Annotated in this window: 18 protein-coding genes; 1 reads left to right on the top strand and 17 read right to left on the bottom strand. The window is 35.7% G+C overall.

The window, feature by feature from the left end:
- Window positions 1-96 precede the first annotated feature (96 nt).
- The 12 genes from AB1280_RS03140 to ald form a co-directional block, all read right to left on the bottom strand.
- The gene (locus tag AB1280_RS03140) at window positions 97-660 is read right to left on the bottom strand and encodes a DUF420 domain-containing protein (RefSeq protein ID WP_429754844.1); all 564 of its coding nucleotides are present in this window, start codon (window positions 658-660) and stop codon (window positions 97-99) included.
- A gap of 346 nt (window positions 661-1,006) precedes the next feature.
- Entirely contained in the window at window positions 1,007-1,312 is a 306-nt protein-coding gene (locus tag AB1280_RS03135) for a hypothetical protein (protein WP_429754843.1), read from the bottom strand.
- Window positions 1,313-1,661: 349 nt separating this feature from the next.
- A complete protein-coding gene (locus tag AB1280_RS03130; RefSeq protein WP_429754842.1) occupies window positions 1,662-2,480 on the bottom strand; it encodes an alpha/beta hydrolase in 819 nt (272 codons plus the stop codon).
- A gap of 21 nt (window positions 2,481-2,501) precedes the next feature.
- A complete protein-coding gene (locus tag AB1280_RS03125; RefSeq protein ID WP_429754841.1) occupies window positions 2,502-3,320 on the bottom strand; it encodes an ABC transporter ATP-binding protein in 819 nt (272 codons plus the stop codon).
- 15 nt (window positions 3,321-3,335) lie between these two features.
- Window positions 3,336-4,355: a FecCD family ABC transporter permease gene (locus tag AB1280_RS03120; protein ID WP_429754840.1), complete on the bottom strand. Its 1,020-nt coding sequence runs from the start codon at window positions 4,353-4,355 to the stop codon at window positions 3,336-3,338.
- Window positions 4,348-5,355, bottom strand: coding sequence for a FecCD family ABC transporter permease (locus AB1280_RS03115; RefSeq protein WP_429754839.1), 1,008 nt, complete (start codon window positions 5,353-5,355; stop codon window positions 4,348-4,350). Before AB1280_RS03115 ends, AB1280_RS03120 begins: the two co-directional genes overlap by 8 nt.
- Window positions 5,356-5,377: 22 nt before the next feature.
- Window positions 5,378-6,343, bottom strand: a complete 966-nt coding sequence (locus AB1280_RS03110; protein ID WP_429754838.1) for an iron-hydroxamate ABC transporter substrate-binding protein — start codon at window positions 6,341-6,343, stop codon at window positions 5,378-5,380.
- A gap of 403 nt (window positions 6,344-6,746) precedes the next feature.
- The gene (gene pepT, locus AB1280_RS03105) at window positions 6,747-7,979 is read right to left on the bottom strand and encodes a peptidase T (RefSeq protein ID WP_272188040.1); all 1,233 of its coding nucleotides are present in this window, start codon (window positions 7,977-7,979) and stop codon (window positions 6,747-6,749) included.
- Between the two features lie 142 nt (window positions 7,980-8,121).
- Window positions 8,122-8,841 carry a YebC/PmpR family DNA-binding transcriptional regulator gene (locus AB1280_RS03100; RefSeq protein ID WP_272188347.1) on the bottom strand — a complete coding sequence of 240 codons (720 nt, stop codon included), beginning with the start codon at window positions 8,839-8,841 and terminating at the stop codon, window positions 8,122-8,124.
- 571 nt (window positions 8,842-9,412) lie between these two features.
- Entirely contained in the window at window positions 9,413-10,828 is a 1,416-nt protein-coding gene (locus AB1280_RS03095) for an amino acid permease (protein ID WP_429757255.1), read from the bottom strand.
- 107 nt (window positions 10,829-10,935) lie between these two features.
- Window positions 10,936-11,934, bottom strand: a complete 999-nt coding sequence (gene tdcB, locus AB1280_RS03090) for a bifunctional threonine ammonia-lyase/L-serine ammonia-lyase TdcB (protein ID WP_272188041.1) — start codon at window positions 11,932-11,934, stop codon at window positions 10,936-10,938.
- 1 nt (window position 11,935) lies between these two features.
- Complete coding sequence (gene ald, locus AB1280_RS03085) at window positions 11,936-13,045, bottom strand: alanine dehydrogenase (RefSeq protein ID WP_272188042.1); 1,110 nt, start codon at window positions 13,043-13,045, stop codon at window positions 11,936-11,938.
- 517 nt (window positions 13,046-13,562) lie between these two features.
- Here ald and AB1280_RS03080 point away from each other — a divergent pair.
- A complete protein-coding gene (locus AB1280_RS03080) occupies window positions 13,563-14,906 on the top strand; it encodes an APC family permease (protein ID WP_429754837.1) in 1,344 nt (447 codons plus the stop codon).
- 99 nt (window positions 14,907-15,005) lie between these two features.
- On the opposite strand, the gene AB1280_RS03075 is transcribed toward AB1280_RS03080, so the two are convergent.
- The 5 genes from AB1280_RS03075 to AB1280_RS03055 form a co-directional block, all read right to left on the bottom strand.
- The gene (locus tag AB1280_RS03075; protein ID WP_429754836.1) at window positions 15,006-16,286 is read right to left on the bottom strand and encodes an MFS transporter; all 1,281 of its coding nucleotides are present in this window, start codon (window positions 16,284-16,286) and stop codon (window positions 15,006-15,008) included.
- 215 nt (window positions 16,287-16,501) lie between these two features.
- Entirely contained in the window at window positions 16,502-17,149 is a 648-nt protein-coding gene (locus tag AB1280_RS03070; RefSeq protein ID WP_429754835.1) for a TetR/AcrR family transcriptional regulator, read from the bottom strand.
- Between the two features lie 425 nt (window positions 17,150-17,574).
- Entirely contained in the window at window positions 17,575-18,249 is a 675-nt protein-coding gene (locus AB1280_RS03065; protein ID WP_429754834.1) for an O-methyltransferase, read from the bottom strand.
- 660 nt (window positions 18,250-18,909) lie between these two features.
- Window positions 18,910-20,340, bottom strand: coding sequence for a PQQ-dependent sugar dehydrogenase (locus tag AB1280_RS03060; protein ID WP_429754833.1), 1,431 nt, complete (start codon window positions 20,338-20,340; stop codon window positions 18,910-18,912).
- 330 nt (window positions 20,341-20,670) lie between these two features.
- Window positions 20,671-22,389, bottom strand: coding sequence for an alpha-keto acid decarboxylase family protein (locus tag AB1280_RS03055; RefSeq protein WP_429754832.1), 1,719 nt, complete (start codon window positions 22,387-22,389; stop codon window positions 20,671-20,673).
- Between the last annotated feature and the right edge of the window lie 44 nt (window positions 22,390-22,433).

Genomic DNA, 22,433 nt, shown 5'->3' with positions numbered 1-22,433 from the left:
ATAAAAGTAACTATACTTTTGTATATCATATATTTAGCTTTTTACAAAAAAATCTGCTTATACAAAAAAGAGTCTCAGCTAAAAACTGAGACTCTTTTAATAATAAGGTGAAATCATTAAGTATACGATAACGCCAGAAAGGCTTACATATAACCAGATTGGCATTGTCCAACGTACAATTTTACGATGGCGAGTCAATTGGTTTGTAAATCCGTACACTAAAGAAAATAATGCAAGCGGCACAATAATAGCTGCAAGGAAAATATGTGTAATTAAAATAAAGAAATATACATATTTAATGATTCCCTCTCCGCCAAAATGCGTTGCTGGCGCTAAATAATGGTAGGTCAAATACGAAACACAAAATATTAATGTTGTTGTAAATGCGGCAAGAATAAATCCTCTATGTAGCTTCACATTCTTTTTAATGATTGAGAACAACGCTGCTAGTAAAAACACGAATGTAAAACTATTACAAATCGCATTAACAAGTGGCAAAATTGTTACATCAAAATGTACTTCTCCTTTGTATCCAACCGGTCCAAAAAACAAAAATAAAATAATCGCATTGACGATCACAGAAAGCGTTATTACAACAGGAGCATAGCTCTTCTGTTTCACAGAACGATCAGTCAAATTGTTCACTCCCTCATTCTTCATAAAATATATAGTAGCTTCACTATTTTAACATATTATTCACAGTATAAATGTGACAAATATTCGAAATAATCATGTAAGGTGAAGCTTCCAGCGTTGCTAATCTTTTCACTCACAAATAGCAAAAAGAAACAATCCTTCTTAAGTCTTTGACTTCTTAAGAAGGATTGTATCGTTTCACACTACAAATTTCAAACCACAGCTTCTGTTTTAGTTTTTATTAAAAAGCATGTCGCTATATGCTTGAAAAATCTCAGTTAATTGAAAACCAATCAAAGACATTGCCGTTAATGAAAAGAAACCAATTAATACGAAACGAATCCACATACAAATCTCCTCCTTGTATCATTCATTTAAAATTCAGATGACAAATCAGATGATAGTGGTCGTCTCCCTCTTTTTTCTTTACTACAGCTGTAATATAACGAATAAAGAGCATCATAATTATAGGGAAATATACATGCTTTAAGTTTGGCTTGCTTAGTGATATTTCTCCTTGTCCGTCGGATGGGGACGTTAAAGAAAAATCAGCACTATTCATTTTTCCATATAAAAATAAGAATTGAATACATAATAAAATGCTTACAATTGACATGATATCTTCCCAATCAGTGGTATACAAAAAATTATATATATCTAGCACATATTCCTCCAACGTTACCCCTCCTTTCTTTTTTACTATTTTCCTAATATTCGTATAAAAAGTCAAGAAAAATATTTTATATACACTGTGGCAATAGGCAATACATATAATGGAATTCTTTGATTAACCAATTTTCATATGGACCTATTACTGTCATTTAAATCCACTGTATCCAAAAAACACAAGAATATTTTAGTCCCAATCACGTTATCTAGAGTTGTTTCCATCCCTATCCAAAACAATTCAAACAAAACAACACAACTCATCTCATAAAAATATGGTCAGCGTATTTTATGCACTATGACCATATTTTCCTCCTAGATTAAAACCAAACTTGAATAATAAACACTATCCCTATCATTTATGATTGAAATATAAAACGAAGCGCTCGACTTAACACAGTCGGTACTACCGATCCATGATTTTCTCCCTCTGCTTCATGAAACGAGAACCGTAGTTTGCTATGCTGTATATTGTACAACCGATCAGATAATGCATTTATCTCCTGGATCATATGATCTTTTTCTAATGATCCCACTGTAAGAAAAACACCAATTTCAGAATCTGTTTTATTTAATTCATTTATAAAGTTACATTCTTTTTCAAGAATGGATTGATTATTCCACCAAATAGAAGGACTGCTTATAAAATATGTTTGAAAGGTATGTATATTTGTAAATAAGACATGTAAAGCAAATAATCCGCCTAACGAATGGCCAAATAACGTTTGTCTCTTTACATCAATTGGAAAATACTTAAAAAGCTCTGGTTTTAGCTCCTCTTGAATAAACTCTAAAAAGCAATTCGCTCCCCCTGTTACGGGCCACGGTTTACCATCGGGTTTTGGCGGCAAAATAAGAGATGCTGCTGGAGGAGTGAAATCATAAAACCGATATGTTGAAGAAAAACTTTCTTCTATTTGATAGCCAATTCCAACAATGATAGCTGGTACAATTCCTGTTTTTTCAGATCTAACTGCTTGGATGCGCACAGCTTCTTCAAACGTTTGAAAAAAAGCATTCCCATCTAATACATATATAATCGGATAACCTGAAGGTGGTTCAGGCTGTTTCGGCTTTGCTATATAAATTTGATACTGACGATTTTCTCTTTTTGAGTACATGGTCCATTTCTCTGTGTTAGAAATTACGACATTCGGTGTCTCTGGTACAGACTGCATTGTCACCCTCCTCTTACATGTTTAATTTGTTACATAAACTTTTGCACGTCCTTCTTGTAATGCACTATCATACCCAAAGCACACAGGAGCACCATTATAAGGATCTATCATTACCCTTGCATCAATATGAAACACACGTTTCAATACTTCATTTGTAATGATTTCTAATGGGCTCCCAATCTTAATGATTTCCCCTGCTTTCATCGTAATGATTTCATGTGAAAAACGTGCTGCATGATTAATATCATGTAAAACCATAACAACTGTACATTTATGTTCTTGGTTCAATCGTTCAACAATTTGCAGTACTTCTAGCTGATGAGCCATATCAAGATAAGTTGTTGGTTCATCTAATAGTAAAACTTCTGTTTCTTGTGCTAAAGCCATTGCTAACCATACTTTTTGTCTTTGTCCTCCTGATAAATTTCCAATTTGACGGTTGCGAAAAGGAGTGGTATTTGTAATTCCCATTGCCCATTCAATCATTTCTTTATCTTTAGATGATAATTTATTCACATTATTACGATGCGGATATCGTCCGTAAGAAATAAGCTCTTCTACTTTTAATTCTGGTGGAGCAATTGGATTTTGTGGTAATAACGCAAGTTGCTTCGCAATTTGTTTTGTTGAAATTGTATGTAAATTTTGTCCTTGCAAGTACACCTTTCCACTTTTCTGCTTTAAAATTCGCCCCATTGTTTTTAGTAGCGTAGATTTCCCGCATCCATTTGGCCCAATAATCGTCGTCACTTTTCCTTCTTGTATTTCTACATTTAAATCACGAAATACCGTAAGCTTTTCATAGCTCGTTTCTAAATTTTCTGTGCTTAAAACACTCACTCATCTTCACTCCTTTTACGCTTTCGCTTTAAATAACAAATATAGAAAATACGGTACACCAATGATAGAAACGACAATTCCAACCGGTAACTCTATTGGTGCGAAAACAGTCTTTGCAATAAAGTCAGAAACAATAACAAGTAACATACCAATCACACCACATATTGGAATAACTTGATTATGATGAATTCCAACGAGACGTTTTGCAATATGCGGTGCCATCAGCCCAACAAATCCAATACTTCCAGAAACAGAAACGCAAGCACTCACTATCCCAATACCGCTTAATAATAAAATGGATTTCTCTTTTTCGACTGAAATTCCGAGACTTTTTATACTCGTCTCTTCTAGTTGAAACATATCAAGTAAATATGCTTTCCTTTGTATAATAGGCACTAAAATAATTAACCATGGTAACATCGCAATAATATATTTCCAATTTGCATTATATATGCTCCCTGAGACCCAAACTGCTGCCATTTCAAAATCAGTAGCTTTCATTTTCAAAGATAAATATACAGAGAAAGAACTAAGACCGTAACCAATTGCTATTCCTGTTAATAATAGGCGCTGTGAATCTAATCTTCCGCCTTTCCAAGAAAACATATAAATTAAGATTGCAGAACCAAGCCCCCCGGCCAAACCAAATAACGGCAGAAGCATAATAGAAAACCAGTCTGTACTCTTGATTTGTCCTTGAAAGAAAAACATAAAGACAACAATAGCTGCCCCTGCACCCGCATTAATTCCTAAAATACCTGGATCTGCCAATCCGTTTCGCGTAACTCCCTGAATAGCAGCCCCCGCAACGCCAAGACCAAACCCTACTAATGCTGCAATTACTATTCTGGGAAGCCTAAAATCAAATATAACTAAATCATGTTCAGGCACAGGATTTATTCGAAATATCGTCCGAATTATATCCACAACTGTCATATCAAATGTACCATTCGTTAAACTAATATAAATGGCAACTATAACTAAAAACAGGATTACACTAGTGACTATATAACACCGCCATGAATCTCTATGCATGCTTCTCTCCTCCTCTTGTTCGAATTAAATAAAGGAAGAAAGGAACTCCAATCAATGAAGTAACGACCCCTATCGGTGTTTCAAATGGATAATTTATAAATCTACTCAATACATCACATAAAGCGAGAAAGACTCCGCCTATTACACCAGCACACGGTATAATCCACCTATAGTCTACTCCAATTAAAAAACGAGTAATATGAGGAATGATTAATCCTACAAAACCCACCTTTCCAACTACGGCTACAGCAGTACCTGTTAAACACACAACAGATAGGATTGCAGCAGCTTTCACAAGTTTTGTACGTTGGCCCAAATTAATCGAAACCTCTTCTCCTAATGAGAGAATTGTAATAGATTTTGAAATCACAAGTGCCAAAACAATACCAGTAACACCAAATGGAATAGATAATTTTAATATCTTCGGATCGATTTGGTCCAATTTCGCATTGTACCAAAAACTAACATTTTGAGAAAGTTGGAAGTAAGATGCAATTGCTATTGCCGTACTATTTAAAAATGTCCCTATAACAGTTCCTATAATAGCCAAACGAACCGGCGATAATCCATTTCGAAACAATGAACCAAATCCAAAAACAATTCCCGCTCCTAATGCCGAACCAAGCATAGAATATAGTATCATATTCACTGAAGACATCCCTGGAATAAATACCATGCAAATCGTAATAACAAACACTGACCCCTCTGTCACACCCATAATAGAAGGGGATGCAAGATAGTTTCTTGTCATCCCCTGCATAAGTGCTCCTGATATGGCCAAAAATGCTCCTACTAATAACGCACCAATGGCTCTCGGTAAACGAGATATAATAATAATATTATGATTTACATTTCCTGAATCAAAATGAAATAACGCATTCCAAGCTGTTTCAAAAGTAATATTTTTCGCTCCATACAATATGGATAACATAATCGTTAGTAAAATTAACACAGGTGCCAAACATAAAATCATCATTGGTACTGCATTCATTTTCCGCATATCATTCAACGCACCTTACTATTTATTTAGATAAGTTTTTTTCTGCAGCTTTTAAGAAAGCTATTTTACTCCAAGCTGTACCGCCTTGCGCCATCGGATCAACAGCGTTTACAAATACTTTTTTCTCTTTTACAGCGTTAATACTTTGCCAAATTGGATTTTTTTGTAAATCTTCTAATGCTTTCGGATTATCTTTATTTTCGCTTCCTTCAAATTGAACAAAGATATAATCTGGATTCATTTCTGCAAACTTTTCTAAAGAAATTTTTTCTTGCTTTTTAACTGCTTTAATCGCTTCAGGAGCCGTTAATCCTAAATCCTTATAAATTACTGGATTGAAATAAACATCTTCTGGATACAGATTAATGCTGCCTTCTCTCAGTCTTATTACAACAACTTTTTTCTCTTTTAATTTATCTGCTACTTTTTCTTTCGTTTTCGCAGCATCCGCTTTATAATCTTTTATAATTTTTTCCGCTTTATCTTTTTTACCAGTTAGCTCACCCATTAATTTTAGGTTATCTTCCCAATGTGTTGAAATATGAGAAACTGGGAATGTTGGTGCTACTTTTGTAAATTTTTCAGCTGTCTCTGCTGGGAATTTAGAACTTGATGTAATAACATCTGGCTTTAATTTCAGTAGCGTTTCAAAATTTGGTTGCATTTTTTCACCGATAGATTCTGCACCTTTTAAATCTTTGGCTAAATAGTCAGGTATTTTCCCACCTACTGTAATTGCGGCTACTGGTTTCACTCCAAGTACAGCTGCATCTTCCATTGATTCTAAACTAGCTGTTGCAATTTTTGTTATTTTTGTAGGCACTGTATATTCCTTACCAAGGTACGGAATTTTTTGTTTTTCTTTCTTCGCTGTAGTTTCTGCACTCTCTGTTTTCTTCTCACTTGAGCTTTTTTCTGTACTATTGCATGCAGCAAGACCTAAACTTAATACTGTAACCATTCCTAATGTAAATAACTTTTTATTCATATTTAAAAATACTCCTTTCAAAACTATTAATTCATCACCTTGTCTACCTAACGAAATATGGTTCTTATTTATGTATTACGGAGCAATTAGCTAATATTAAAACTCACTTTTTTCACTTCCCCTATTAATCATAGTATCTTTTCTCTATCAACCACCGATAATGATTATCATTATTGATTATATGATTAGATTTAAATTATTTCAATAATAATTTAAAAAATTTAACAAAAAATAGAAAATAATAGTTCTTCTCTTTGTCGTCGTAAATTTGTCACATCTACAACAATCTGGAAACAATGAGGTTAACAAATGAGGTAAGAAAAAAGGAAGTCTCACTTAATAATGAGTTCTACAAAAGATAAAACCTCGAATAGCACATCGCTATTCGAGGTTTTATCTTTTATTATGCTTTTTCTTCAAACAATCGTGCGATTTCAATAATAACTTGAACGGCTTTTTCCATATTATCTACAGATACATATTCAAATTTACCGTGGTAGTTTTCTCCTCCCGTAAAAATATTTGGTGTCGGTAAACCCATGTACGATAACTGCGAACCGTCAGTTCCCCCGCGAATTGGTTGAATATTCGGCTCGATATCAAGATTTTTCATTGCTTCATATGCAATGTCAACAATCCCCTTCACCGGTTCAATCTTTTCCAGCATATTGTAATATTGATCATTCATCTCAAGAATAATATTTTCTGTACCATACTTCTCTTGCATCTGTTTTGTAATGGTTGCTATGTTCTCTTTTCTAGTATTAAAATGTTCGCGATCAAAATCACGAATAATGTAAGTAGATTGACTTCGCTCAACATCACCATTTATAGAAATAAGGTGGTAAAATCCTTCGTACCCCTCTGTATATTCTGGTGCTTCTTCTGCTGGGAGTTGTCCATGAAATTCCATTGCGAGCTTACTGGCATTTACCATTTTATTTTTAGCTGTTCCAGGATGCGTACTATTTCCTTTAAAGGTAACCTTAGCACCAGCAGCGTTAAAGCTTTCATATTCTAATCCACCTAGCGGACCACCGTCCATTGTATATGCAAATGAAGCTCCAAAAGCTTCTACATCAAAGTGAGCTGGACCGCGGCCGATTTCTTCATCAGGCGTGAATGCTACTCTAATTTTCCCATGTTTTATTTGTGGGTTATGTAATAAATAATTCATTGCCGTCATAATTTCTGTAATGCCTGCTTTATCATCTGCACCAAGGAGTGTTGTTCCATCTGTTGTGATTAATGTGTGACCTTGATAAGATGGGAGCTCTGGAAATAATTCTGGAGTTAATATAACACCTAGCTCTTTATTTAACGTAATTGCCTTCCCATCAAAATTTTCATGAATTTGCGGTTTAACATTCTTCCCTGTAAAATCTGTAGCTGTATCTAAATGAGCTAAAAAACCAATTACAGGAACATGCTTGTCTGTATTTGCAGGAAGCGTCGCCATCACGTAGCCATTCTCATCCATCGTTACTTCTGATAATCCAATCTCTTTCAACTCTTCTACTAATTGCTTTGCAAATTCGATTTGGCCAGGCGTTGTTGGAACAGTATGACTTTCTGCATCAGATTGTGTATCCACCTTCACATATCTTGTAAAACGTTCGATAATTTCTGATTTCATGCTACTTCACTCCTTTTTATCTATCTTTATTTATTATAAACCTTTGTTACACGTTTTTTTATTTCTTTTGACTTTATCTTTTAAATTTCAATGAACAATCAAAAAGCAGCCCTTTGTTCTAAAACAAAGAGCTGCTTTCCTATTACTCACCTAAATCAACATTGTGGTACACTTGTTGAACATCTTCTAAATCTTCTAATGCATCAATCATTTTTTCAAATTTCACTTGTGCATCTTCTGGAAGTGTTACTTCGCTTTGTGCAAGCATTGTTAATTCTGCAACTGTAAATTCAATTACACCAGCATTTTTAAATGCCTCTTGCACTGCATGGAATTGATCCGGTTCCGCATAAACGATAACCGCTTCCTCTTCTTCCAAGATATCACGCACGTCTACATCTGCTTCCATTAAGATTTCAAGTGCTTCATCTGCTGTTTTACCTTCAAGGCCAATAACAGCCGTTGCATCAAACATATACGCTACTGATCCGTTTACTCCCATGTTACCAGCATTTTTGCTAAATGCTGCACGTACATCTGCTGCAGTACGGTTCACGTTATTTGTTAATGTATCTACGATTACCATTGATCCATTTGGTCCAAATCCTTCATAACGAAGTTCGTCATAGCTTTCTTCTGACCCACCTTTTGCTTTTTCAATCGCACGGTCAATGATTGTTTTCGGTACATTATACGTTTTTGCACGTTCAAGTACAACTCTTAAAGTCTGGTTAGATTCTGGATCTGGTTCACCCTGTTTTGCTGCTACATAAATTTCTCGTCCAAACTTTGCATAGATACGACTCGTATTTGCATCTTTTGACGCTTTTTTGTCTTTAATATTATTCCACTTACGTCCCATTCTTGTTCCACTCTCTTTCAACTTTGAATCTACATAAAAATAGTAATATAAATCATGCTGTTTCTTCAACAATTTTTCATTATATTTCATATTGTTAACAAAAAAGACAAATTGAAGATGTCACATTTATTCACTATATTGTATTATACCTTATTACAAGTTTAATAATCAAAGAAAGATAGGCCATTCTTATTTATATACACAAGTTGAAAAACCACATATAAACATGCTTCTTTTTTAATGGCCAGGAGCCTCTGGTCATATATAGTATCTGTCACAGAACCTTTTCCTGCCACAAGCAATGGTTAAAACAAAGGGAGAAAACGAGTGTAAGACACTTTTTTCTCCCTAGCAGCAACTCATATGCTGAAAGATTAAAATGGATTTATATATTGATGAATACTACCAACTCCATTAAACTTTTAAAAAAGTTTCAAACGATAGTTCAATTTTTAAATTATTATGACATATTTTCATACAGCAAACCTTAAACAGCCTTTTAAAAATAGTAATATATTCAAACTATCAATTCTGTATGAAATCATATAAATTATACCAACAATTCTTCTCTTCAACTCATTTCTTCAAATCTATTTTCTGAAATGTTCTCTTCATTTATATGGCTATGTTTTTTTGAATACGCGAAATATACAAATGCTCCGATTACTAACCAAATCCCAAAATACAACCACGTTGTGAATGGTAGATTAATCATTAGAAATATGCAACATACAATTGAAATAATCGGCAAAACTGGCACAAGCGGAACCATAAATCCACGCTGTAGTTTCGGGTGCGTTTTACGAAGAATAATTACAGATACACTAACCATCGCAAATGTTAATAGTGCCCCAATATTCGCTAAGTTTGATAACTCTTTTAAATCGATAAATCCAGCAATTAAAGCACTTCCGATTCCTGTTAACCATGTTGTAAATACTGGTGCTTCAGTTTTTTTATTAATTTTCGCAAATGACTTGGGAAGTAAACCATCACGGCTCATCGCGAAAAATACACGTGTTGTCGCATAGATATATGCAAAAATTACAGCCATAATACCAATTACCGCTCCAATTGCAATAACACCAGCCACTTTATCTTGTCCAACAACTTCTAAAACATAAGCCATTGCTTCCGGTACATTTAATTCTTTGTACGAAACCATTCCTGTCATAACAAGGCAAACTGCAATATAAATGATTGTACAAATAGCGAGTGATGCAATAATACCAATCGGCAGGTCGCGCTGCGGATTTTTCACTTCTTCTGCTGAAGTTGCCAGCGCATCAAATCCTAAGAAAGCAAAAAATACAGCCGCTCCTCCTGCAAAAACGCCGCTTAAGCCATACGGTGCAAATGGAACCCAGTTTGATGGTTTTACATAAAACACACCAACTGCAATAAATAATACAACTATACTAATTTTAATTAACACCATTGCATTGTTTATACGTTTACTTTCTTTCGTCCCACGTGATAATAACCATGTTAATACAAGTGTAATCATGACTGCTGGCAAATTTACAATACCGCCCTGTGATGGGATTGTTAACAACTTTTTCGGTATCTCTAATCCAAATCCACTTATTAAGTTGTGAAAATACCCCGTCCATCCACCAGCTACTGCTGCTGTTGTTACGACGTATACAGACAGTAACGTCCATCCCATTAAATGCGCTACAAACTCCCCAATTGTTGCATATGAATATGTGTATACACTACCTGATACTGGAAGTGTAGAAGCAACTTCGGCATAACATAACGCTGCAAATCCACAAACAATTGCTGCAATCATAAATGAAAAAATAACCGCTGGACCAGCATCTCTTGCCGCAACTAATCCAGTGAGCACAAGAACGCCAGTCCCAATTATCGCACCAATACCTAACATTGTTAGATCAAACGCGCCCAATGTTTTCGTTAAAGTCTTACTTTGACTTTCTTTTAACAACTGGGTAACAGATTTCTTTTTAAATAAATTAACTATAATCCTTACCTCCTTTTATTAAGAAAAGCTAAGAGGATCTCTCTTAGCTCTTCTTGTGTTCTATAAACCTATCTAGTCTCATTTTTTATTTAGCAATTTTCAGTTCATTACTTTACTTCATTCGCAAAGAAATGCTCACATACGCTAGAAATACGAGTTAAATCAACATTTCCGCCAGAAATAATCGCTACTACTTTTTTCCCTTTAATATAGGAATCAACTTTACCTGCAAGAAGAGCAGCTGTCGCTAATGCCCCTGCGCCTTCTACAACAGCTTTTCCGCGTTGTAATAAATCTTTCATAGCTACTTCTAACTCATCTTCTGATACAGTTACAATATCATCTACTAATTCTTCTACGATTTCAAAAGTTAAGGTTCCTGGAATTTTTACAGCGCAACCATCAGCAATAGTTGGTGCTTCATAATGCTCTACAATTTCACCTTTAACATACGAAGCTTTCATTCCATGAACATTATCAGCTTGAACACCAATTATATTAATTGAAGGATTAAAAGTTTTAAGTGCTACCGCGATTCCAGAAATAATTCCGCCGCCGCCAATAGGTACAATTACAGTATCAACATCCCACATATCATCAAGAATGTCGAGGCCAATTGTTCCCTGACCTGCCATAACTTGTACATCATCATATGGATGTAAATATGTTTCTCCAGTTTCTTTTATAATTTCTTCACATTTTGCTTTTGCATCATCAAACGTATCACCATATAAAATGACTTCTGAGCCGTATCCTCTCGTTGCTTCAACTTTCGCTTTTGGAGCAGAAGTTGGCATTACAATTTTACTTTTAATTCCAAGTAAATGTGAAGATAACGCAACACCTTGGGCATGGTTACCAGCCGAGCAAGCAATAACTCCACGAGCTTTTTCTTCATCTGTTAAAGTAGAAATTTTATTGAAGGCCCCGCGAAATTTAAATGATCCTGTTAATTGCATATTTTCTAATTTTAAATAGATTTCCCCGCCTGTTTTACTTGTTAAATAAAAGGATTTAACAAGCGGTGTTTTACGAGCGTTTCTATCAAGAATTTGTTTGGCATTTTTAATATCATCAATATTTAGTGGCAAAGTTTTAGTAATCATATTATAACACTTCTTTCAATTGTTTATAATCTAACCCTAACGTTGTACCTAGATTTTCATAAGTGATTGTTCCTTTATAAATATTGATACCATGTACTAATGAAGGTTTGTTTTGAATAGTCGCTTCTAAACCATCGTTAGCAATTGCTAATAAATAATCGATATTTCCATTCGCTAATGCCATAGTAGAAGTACGTGGAGTTGCCCCTGGCATATTTGGTACAGCATAATGAATGACATCGTGCTTAATAAATACAGGATCATTATGTGTTGTATAGTGATCAATTGTTTCAATCGTTCCACCCTGATCGATTGAAATATCAACAACAACACTGCCCGGCTTCATAGACTGAATCATGTACTCTTTCACAATTTTTGGTGGTCTAGCACCCGGAATTAAAATTGTTGAAATAAATAAATCTGCCGTTTTAATAGCTTTTTCTAAGTTTTCAGTAGTAGATTCGATAACTTCAACTTGATCATTTGCATATTTTTCTTTTAAATAAGCAATTTGTTTTTGATTTAACTCTAAAATCGTTACGTGGCAACCGATTCCAACTGCCATATCACAAGCATTAATTGCAGCGTTACCTCCGCCTAAAATTACAACATTACCAGCTGGAATACCTTCTATTCCTGATAATAAAATACCTTCTCCTTCATGTTGTTTTTCTAAATAATAAGCTCCCATAAACACTGCACGACGCCCAGCAATTGCACTCATCGGTTTTAATAATGTTAAAACTCCATTTTCACTTATTGTTTCTCCAGCAATAGCTGTTGTTCCCGCTTTTCTCATCGCTTCAACACACTCTTTTGAAGCTGCTAAATGTAAAAATCCCCAAACAATTAAATCCTTCTTAAAATATTTATATTCTTCTACTAAAGGTTCTTTTACCTTTACTAGCATATCAACATCCCAAGCTTGCTCTTGAGTAACTAAAGTAGCACCTGCATTTGTATACTCTTCATTTGTATAACCTGATCCTAGACCAGCATCTTTTTCTACTAAGACTTCATGTCCAGCCTCAATTAATTTTCGAGCATTTTCTGGTGTCATCCCAACACGTGCTTCACCTTTTTTAATTTCTTTCACTACGCCAATTTTCATGTTGCCACATCCTTTTACTTTTAAAATGTAATATACACTATTACATTATTTTTATACGATCCAAATAAATTCATGGAATATAATCAAACATTCTTATATTTCCTCGTTTGTCTGGATCGCTGTTCACACCTACAAGATACACTTAGAAAAATGATGAGTCAACATTTTGTGAAATAGTTCACAAAATGTTTTTTTTTATTTTAAAATAAATTTTTTCTTAAAGAGAAGGATTGAAACCACTTTTTAAGTATGATAGACTTTGTCTCGAATAACATCTCTTATGAATTCACATGAAATGCAATTTTATTTTTTTATTTACATTTGTGAACTTTTTCACATTAAACAACATAGAAATACCCTTATATTTCTATGAATTTGTGCATTATATCACAAATGAAATTTAATTTTTTCAATATTAACGCACTATTTAATAAAATGAAGGGATATACTATGAAAGCTGAAGCAAAAATGAATTCATCAGATGTTATATGTATTTTTACTAACAGGAGTGATTATTATGTCACAAGCACAACTTAAAAAAGAAATTGGCTTCTTTGCAGCATTAACAACAGTTATTGGTACTGTTATTGGTGCAGGTGTATTTTTTAAGCCTACTGCACTATACGGCGTAACTGGATCAGCAAGTTTAGGATTACTTGCATGGGTAATTGGAGGAATCTTAACTGTTTGCTCAGGTTTAACTGCAGCTGAACTTTCAGCAGCTATTCCTGAAACAGGTGGAATGATGGCATATTTAAAACGTACTTATGGAAACTTAACTGCTTTCCTACTAGGGTGGGCACAAACTGTTATCTACTTCCCTGCCAATATTGCAGCACTTGCAATTATTTTCGGCACACAAGCAGTTAGTTTATTTGGATTAAATGCGAATGAACATAAATTGATGATTATTGGAGTTGCTGTTATTACCGCAGCATTCGTAACTTTTATGAACTCCTTAGGGGCGAAAGCAGCTGGTGGAATTCAAATGGTATCGACTATTTGTAAATTAGTTCCTTTAGCATTACTTATTATTTTTGGATTATTGCATAAAGGCGACGTAACTCTACAACTGTTTCCAGTAGAAGCAGGACCAGGTAAATCATTTATATCTGCACTTGGATCTGGTTTACTTGCAACAATGTTTGCTTATGATGGATGGATTCATGTAGGAAATATCGCTGGGGAAATGAAAAATCCTAAAAAAGACTTACCTAAAGCAATTGTAATCGGATTATCTACTGTAATGGTTGTGTACTTACTTATTAATATTGCATTCCTTATGGTTATGTCTGCATCAGCACTTGCAGGAACTGATACACCTGCATCTCAAGTAGCGACAATTTTATTTGGAGCAATGGGAGGAAAATTAGTTACAATCGGTATTTTAATTTCCGTATTTGGAACAATCAATGGATACATTATGACAGGAATGCGTATCCCTTATGCAATGGCATTAGAAAATAAACTACCGTTTAGTAAATGGTTTGCAACATTATCTAAAAATGGCCACGTTCCTTATAATTCTGGAATCTTTATGTTATGCGTTTCGGTTATCATGATGGTTATCGGTGGATTCAACACATTAACAGATATGTTAGTGTTTGTTATCTGGATATTCTATACAATGACTTTCGTAGCAGTATTCATTTTACGTAAAAGAGAACCAGATCTTGTGCGTCCTTACAAAGTACCACTTTATCCTATTATACCGTTAATTTCCATTGTAGGTGGATCATTTATCGTTATTAATACTCTTTTCACACAAACACTGCTTGCACTATGCGGTATCGGCTTAACAGCTTTAGGACTTCCAATTTACTATGCAATGCGAAACAAGCATATAGAACCTAATAAATAATCATTTAGAAACAGTTAGACGTGTATAAAATCCTTAATGGATTTTATACACGTTTATTTTTTATAACCTCTAATGATATCCGTAAACTAAAAATGCAATTCAAATACCACTTTGTATATCTTTGTTTCCTTTTCCCCCTTCATTTCTTAATGCTTTTTTTACTGCAACTGTCATTACAATCATCGCAATACTTACAAACAGTGTAGGAAGATATACCTTTATACTAAAAGCTTCAAAGATGAGACCGTATATGACCTGCCCCATAGGTGCCATGCATTGTGCAACCGCCATAATAATCGCCATAACTTTCCCTAAATTTTCATTTGGTGTTTTCTTTTGTACAGCGGTAATGACAAAAATAGAGATTATAGTCATCGCTATTGCAATAAGAACTGCACATAAGATAAAGAGTATGAATGACGGATAGGATCCTAGCCCAAGCATAAGGGGCGTAATTGATAAAGCCATCGGTACAATCAATAAAGCAATTACGAGAAACCAATGATACAATTTTTTCATTTGCATCTTTTTTGAAAAGAAGCCGATGGACAATGCCCCTAAAATTGTAGCAAATTCTATGAGTCCCATTCCAATACCATACATTGCGTCACTACTTTGCATGACTACCCGTAAGATGATGGGAGCACCAATAACAAATAACGGTGTGAGAATTAAATTGAGTAAAGCTGCAAGGATTATGCATTTCAAAATAAAAGGTTGCTTAATTACGTAAATAAACCCAACTTTTAAGTCGTTTATGATAGTCGATATGATATGTCCATCTCGTTCTCTTTCTACAAAGGGGATGTTAATAAAAATTGCTAATACTGCTGCTAAGAAAAAAGCGATACAACTCATCACAACCAATACTTTTAATCCTACAATACCATATAATACTCCGCCTAAAACAGGAGCTGCTACGCTTGATAGCGCTTGAACACCGTTTACAATACCGTTTGCCTGCTCCAATTTATTTTCCGCAACTAACAAAGGAACACATGCCATGACAACTGGTGAATACATGGCGCTAATCATCGCTAGCAAAACCATGACAACACCGATAAAGATCACAGAAGTATTACCCGCTGCTAAAAACAAAATAAAAAAAAATACAATGGCACTACTTGCAAAATCAAAAATTACCATTAAGTTGCGGCGGTTGAATCTGTCAGCTATAGCCCCGCCAACAGGTGATAACAAAAGTGGCACATTTGATACAGCATACAAAGTTGCATATATATCTACCCGGCCCGTTATGTCCAACACATAGAGAGATAAGGTAAAACGAAGGAGAGAAGAACCTAATATTGATATAATCTGTCCGACTACCATTAAGTGAAATGCTTTAGGAAAAGGCTTTATATTGCTATTATTTTGCATAATATGCACACCTTCCATAAAGATATTAGACCGACTGCCGGTCTATATTTTTGTATAAAATACTACCCTTAAGTTCCCGGCACATAAGTCGCTGCTATGTGAATACAACATGATCTCTTAAACCTCGCATGTGAAAGGAAATGGCCCTGACCGTTTCTATGTGCGGCCAGATGCTCTCGTCTCCTCCCGAAAAAAGTTTTTTTATGTCGTTAATCTTATTCGTCATTTCCAGACTGTCTCATCAAAATGGCTAAAATGGAATCCAAACTTCCTTTTTTAGCTCCAAGAGTAGTCTCCGTCATGTTGATAAACGCTTTTGCTCTTTGCATCGCTTCATAAGGCTGCCACTGAAACAATCCTTCATCGAATATTACTTGTGCAGAAGCAAGCAAAAATTCTATCGTTTCTTGTGGATAATCTGTCATAAAAACCTTTTCATTGATTCCTTGCTTAATCACCTCCGTCAAAACAGGTGTTAGATGTAAAATGGACTGAACTAAGCTTCTCTGGTGCATTTCCGCATTACTTGGTTGGTGAAATTGCTCAATCATTTTTTCTTTGTTTCCCCCAGTTTTTGGTGCTTGCGCCATTAAAATATGAAATAATTTATCAAGTACAGGGATATTAGGATCTGAAGCAATCTTTTTTGCTGCCGCTACATCTGCATGTACAATTCGCATAATAATCGCATCCATTACTTCCTCTTTTGATTTGAAATAATGATAGAACGTTCCTTTCGCGATACCGATTTCCTGCAGAATATCGTTTACGGTCGTTTTCATATATCCTTTAGAAGTAAACAGTTTTTCTGCAGTATCTAAAATTTCATTTCTCCGTTCTTCATGTTCCTTTACAATTCTCATGAATAAACTCCTTTTACTAGACCGACTGTCGGTCTAATATAATTATATGTAAACACTTCAAAAAGTTGCTCTTTATTATAAATCCGTATTTATTGAATAACTAAATTAAACTTTTACTCCATATAAGAAAAATTCACGATGACATTTATTTTGTCCTTCCTGCTTCACTAAAGCTCACACTCTAATGATTCCTTTTCTACACTAACGTTCTATTTCCTTTTCATTCTCAAAACTATTAGCCCTGCAAGTTCACAAATTCAACTTGTAGGGCTAATACTGCCGTACTTTATAAATCATTATATAAAACCTTCGTTCAATCTCCTACGATGAAGCAAAGTAACTTCTTTAGCTACATGCTCAAGAAAACAGCCTGAAAGAAGAGCAATTTATTATGCCCATCTTCACCATTCTGTGAACCACAATTCTTATTTCATTACTACTCCGATCGCAAATCCATCATATCCTTTACTTCCGACAGTCTGTATTGCCGTTGAAGATAGTTGTGGTTCAGATGCAAGAGTATCAAAAAAACGACGAATTCCCTGAACATTAGTATCAGTGCTAGCAGCGTTCACTACCTCTCCCTTACGAACCACATTGTCCGCTACAATTACTGTACCTTTTCGCGATAATTTGAGTGCCCACTTTAAATATTTTGAGTTGTTTTGTTTATCTGCATCTATAAAAATGAAGTCAAACGGGCCGACTCCTTCATCATTTAACTTCGCCAATGATTCGAGAGCAGGTCCAATTCGTACTTCCACTAAATCGGATAACCCCGCACTTGCTACATTTGATTTGGCAATTTCAGCATGGTGTCCCTCCAATTCAAGAGTAATTAAACGCCCGTCTGCTGGTAAAGCCCGAGCAAGCCAAATTGTACTATATCCCCCTAATGTCCCAATCTCTAAAATTCTTTTCGCTCCTTTTATTAGAGCTAGTATGTGAAGGAATTTTGCCTGATTCGGAGCAACATCTATTGCAGGTAATCCTGCTTTAGAATTTTCCTCCAATACATTCTCAAGGATTTCATCTGAAGGTAATAACTGCTTTGTAATATATGCATCAACTTCAATCCATTTCTGCAAATCTCCCACCATAAACCACTCCTTTTTTATATGTATTTCCGCTTCTATGATTTCAATTCTATTATCTTGCTTTTTCTCAAAGCTGCTATCTCATGTTCTTTATCCAGTTTACTTCATTCAAAATTGAAAAAAAGGGTATAATTCAACTACGGATTTCCCCTTTTCTAATATAATAGTCAATAGTTATTAAATAAGTGGAAGATCGTAAGAATATAAGAAAAAATTCCTTTACGAATAGATAAGCAAGCAGCTAAAAAATAGGTAATGTCGCTAGAGGACTAACCAAATAGCCTATCCCCGGCATAATCCCCCTGCCAAAAACATCCCTTTTTCCACTTCCTATACAGTTCATCGTCTTATATTTTATGCAGTATGACCTATTTTCCTTTCGATCAATTGAAATGAAGACTCTCCTCTATGAATAATTGAAAATAGAAGTTTTTCCAATGGAGATTGTATCGTACTGATACAATTAAAAGAATTATTTAACAAGTAGATATTTTAGTTTCATCAGGATATAAAGTCGAAGCGTTTACGAGGTATTGTTGAACAACCCTTATTTCAAGGCTACAATTAGTCCTATTTTGAAATTTTCTTCTTCTTTAACTTTATCGCCATAAATATAGTACATGTATGACAAATACTACAGCCAACAAATTTTATAGTTATCAATCACGGAACAATTTCACAAACAGTACCTTGGTTAAAACTAGTCACTTTCATAGAGCCATAAACCCCTAAATATAGTCTGGTTTGATCCAGATTTGTTCCCAAACTAACATAATAAGCTGATTGAGACCCAAAATTATAATCGGTTTCAATAACACTAAAATCATTTAGTTTACAGTCTGTCCTTACTCTGGTATAAGCTAACCCTCCTCTAATCGGAGGTCGAGCTTCTTCTTTCTGGGCAAAATCGGTGAACACAACGCTTCCCGTTAAATTTGGGATTCCATTCCCCATATATGGCTGGACTCCTGTAAGTGCAGTTCCCCCAAATTTATCGGGTCGGGGATCTTTATGAAAATAACTAGTTAAAGGCTGAAGACGCCCTACTAAAGTTTTTACTGCTTCATTGTAATAAGCAATTGTTTTTTCATCCAAAGTCCGATTCGCAGAACAGCCCCTTATAAACGAAGTAGGAAAAGCACCTTCCCACCCTCGCCAGCCAAAGTTAATAAATCCTTCTTGGTCAAGTTCAGATCTCATTAAAGAAGCTTGAATAAGCTGAGTAACAGGTATTGGTTTATAATGAACGAATGAAAAAATCGACTCTACCAAGTCCTGTCCGACAATCCCCACATATTTGATATACTGATTATAAAACTTTTGAAATGATATGCCGGTTATATTACGAACCCCTTTGGCAATTACCGTAAGCGTTTCCTGAATAGATGAGGGAAGTTCATTAAAACGTGTGACTACAGGTGGATTATAGATAAATGTATTCTTATCTACATCAATTTCAATTATTTTACCTGCTATTTCCATATCATCCTGGCTTAAATTAAATGGATCATAGCCTGCTCCACCATCTCCAGTTGTTAACATAAGTTTTCCGGTTTCAGGTGAAAAGTTTAAGCTATTCACACCATTATGATTAAAAAACGGTCTTCTTATGTTAAGTATTGTCCGTCGTTTTTGTGGCTGACCGTTCGATTGTAAAATCCATTCTTCAACCGTATCAATATGATCATATTGAGTTTCTCTATTTACCCATTTTAGGTTTAAAGTACTGGAATCACACGGGTTAGGCTTAAAATGTTCAGAAAGGGCCCCTGGACCTTGTGTTCCAACTACTGAATAATGAAGATAAAACAAACCGTTAAAATAAAATTTTGGATGAAACGCTAGCCCTAGTAATCCCCGTTCATCATATCCACTACCTGAAACACCTTGTTCAGAACTACCTAATTTTATAATCCGCGAGCGAATATCTAAAAAATTCCTAATAGCTCCGTTTCCTATGTAAAAGATCTCTCCTACCTGGGTTGCAATAAATAATCTTTCAATCGAGTCACCTGGAAGTATAGTTGTTTTCAAAACAGTGGGTAAATTTATCTTACTTACAATGGGTCGTAAACTAACCTTTACTTTTATCAACTAACTTTACACCCCTTTTTATTGTTTTCCATTATAAGAATATGATTAGAACCGTACTATTAGTATCAAAATAGGATCAGGGACTCGGGGAGATTTCCTTTTAATGTTGGTCCGTTTTTAGTAAGTTCTATGTGTTTATTGAAATATTTAAAGTAACAAAGACTTGTCTCCTATAATCAAGTGCTTTAATTGAACAAGCGTCACATAAATTATCAAACTTTTTTATAAAATGAAAAATCCATTCAAAAAAAGATCCATTTTGATTAAAAGATTTTTCAAAATGGATCTTTTTTTACGCCGTAGAATAGGAATTATTCTTGTTATTTGGGACTATTTCTGGCTGCGCTGCATTTCTTGCTTCTCCATATAACCTCTCATCCGTCGCATATATTTAGGTGCGTCCATCGGATTGCCGGCAATCATTTCAATGATACAGAGTCTTTCGGCACTTTCCTTTCCGGCTTGGATTATAGCTTGATCAAGTTCTCCATAGGTTCGGACCGTAACGGTAAACGCGTTTCCTCCAAAAACTTCGGCCAGCCTGGTGTATGACCATTGAGGGATTTGGTTGTACTTTTGCCCCTCTGTTTTGACATTCAAATATTTCTCAATCGTATAACCATCGTTGTTCAAAATGAAGATAATAGGCTTACAGCCGTAATAGAGCATAGAACTGATTTCCTGTGCTGTTAACTGCAAGGCACCGTCACCTGTAAAAAGTAACACTCGACGTTCCGGTGCGGCCATAATAGCACCGAACGCCGAGGGGGTTGCATAACCGATGGACTGCCATCCTCCCTGCCCAATATACGTTACATTGCCCGGCAGTCTCACTTCCGCCATTCCATTATAAAATGTCCCGGTCTCGACGATTACAATATCACCATCTTTCAGCATGCGCTGAAAACGGGGATAATAGTTGGAAGCCATTAGAGTAGCGTCGGCGTTAGTTGTGAATTGATCGTGAGGAAATGACAATTTTCCTGCTAAACCTTTGCCCGTATAACCTATTTTCTGCACGGCAAGTAGCATGTCGGCTGCAAGAACATTCGGATATTCCGCCTCGGCGATTTTAACCATATCTGGTTGAATATTGACAGTCACCAGCGGGTTCAGCTTTGCGGTAAAATTCGCGGTGTTGGTGTCTGCCCATACCATACCGATCGCAATGATACAATCTGCATTTTCCACCGTACTTTGGACTTCAGAATCTCCGAAAGAGCCGAGGTACATTCCGATATAATTTGGATGGCTCTCGTCGAATCCTCCCTTCCCGTACATCATCGTTACAACAGGCACGTTCATGGCATCAGCCAGTTGCCGAACTGCTGTCTGAAGGTCGAAACGTATGGTTTTCACATCCACCAATATAACTGGACGCTTTGCACGCTCCAGCAGCCGACGGACATGATTCACCGCAGCCTGAAGGGTTTTCAGGTTGGACGTTGGACGTAGTGTTACCAGCTCTTCCCGGATCTTAATCGGCTTGTTCACTAAATCATCGGCCACCACCAGGTATACCGGTTTTTTCTTTTCCTTAGCAATGCGAATCGCAGCCGGAATTTCAATCTTGGCGTTTTCCGGCGTAAGCACCGCGGTATAATCTGTAATCTGCTCATACACCTTGCGGAAGACATCAAAATTCCCATTCATTAGGGTGTGGTGCATCAGCTTATGCTCTTTTTGATCCTTCTCAGGAGGCGCGCCCACAATGTGTATTATTGGCACATGCTCGCTGTTAGCTCCCGCTATCGCATTGCAGGCGCTGAGCTCCCCGACCCCAAAGGTCGTAATAAGAGCAGATATCCCTTTGAGTCTTGCATAGCCATCTGCGGCATAACCCGAGTTTAGTTCGTTCCGTCCTTCTATAAAACGGATACCGTTATAACACTCCAAAGTATCAAGAAGAGTAAAATTATAGTCTCCTGCGACGCCAAAAATTTCGGTAATGCCCTCCAGTTTCAGGCAATCGAACAAATACTGGCCAACCATTTTTTGAGCAGTTCCGCTTTGCAAATCAAAGCTGTCCGCATTTATCATGTTGTCCATCGTTTGCTCACTCCTTATCCATTTCTTGGGCTTGTTCTGTTTTA

The organism is Bacillus sp. S10(2024) (assembly GCF_050473865.1).
GTDB lineage: Bacteria > Bacillota > Bacilli > Bacillales > Bacillaceae_G > Bacillus_A.
The sequence above is the reverse complement of the archived record's forward strand: the minus strand, read 5'-3'. Positions and strand labels throughout refer to the sequence as shown.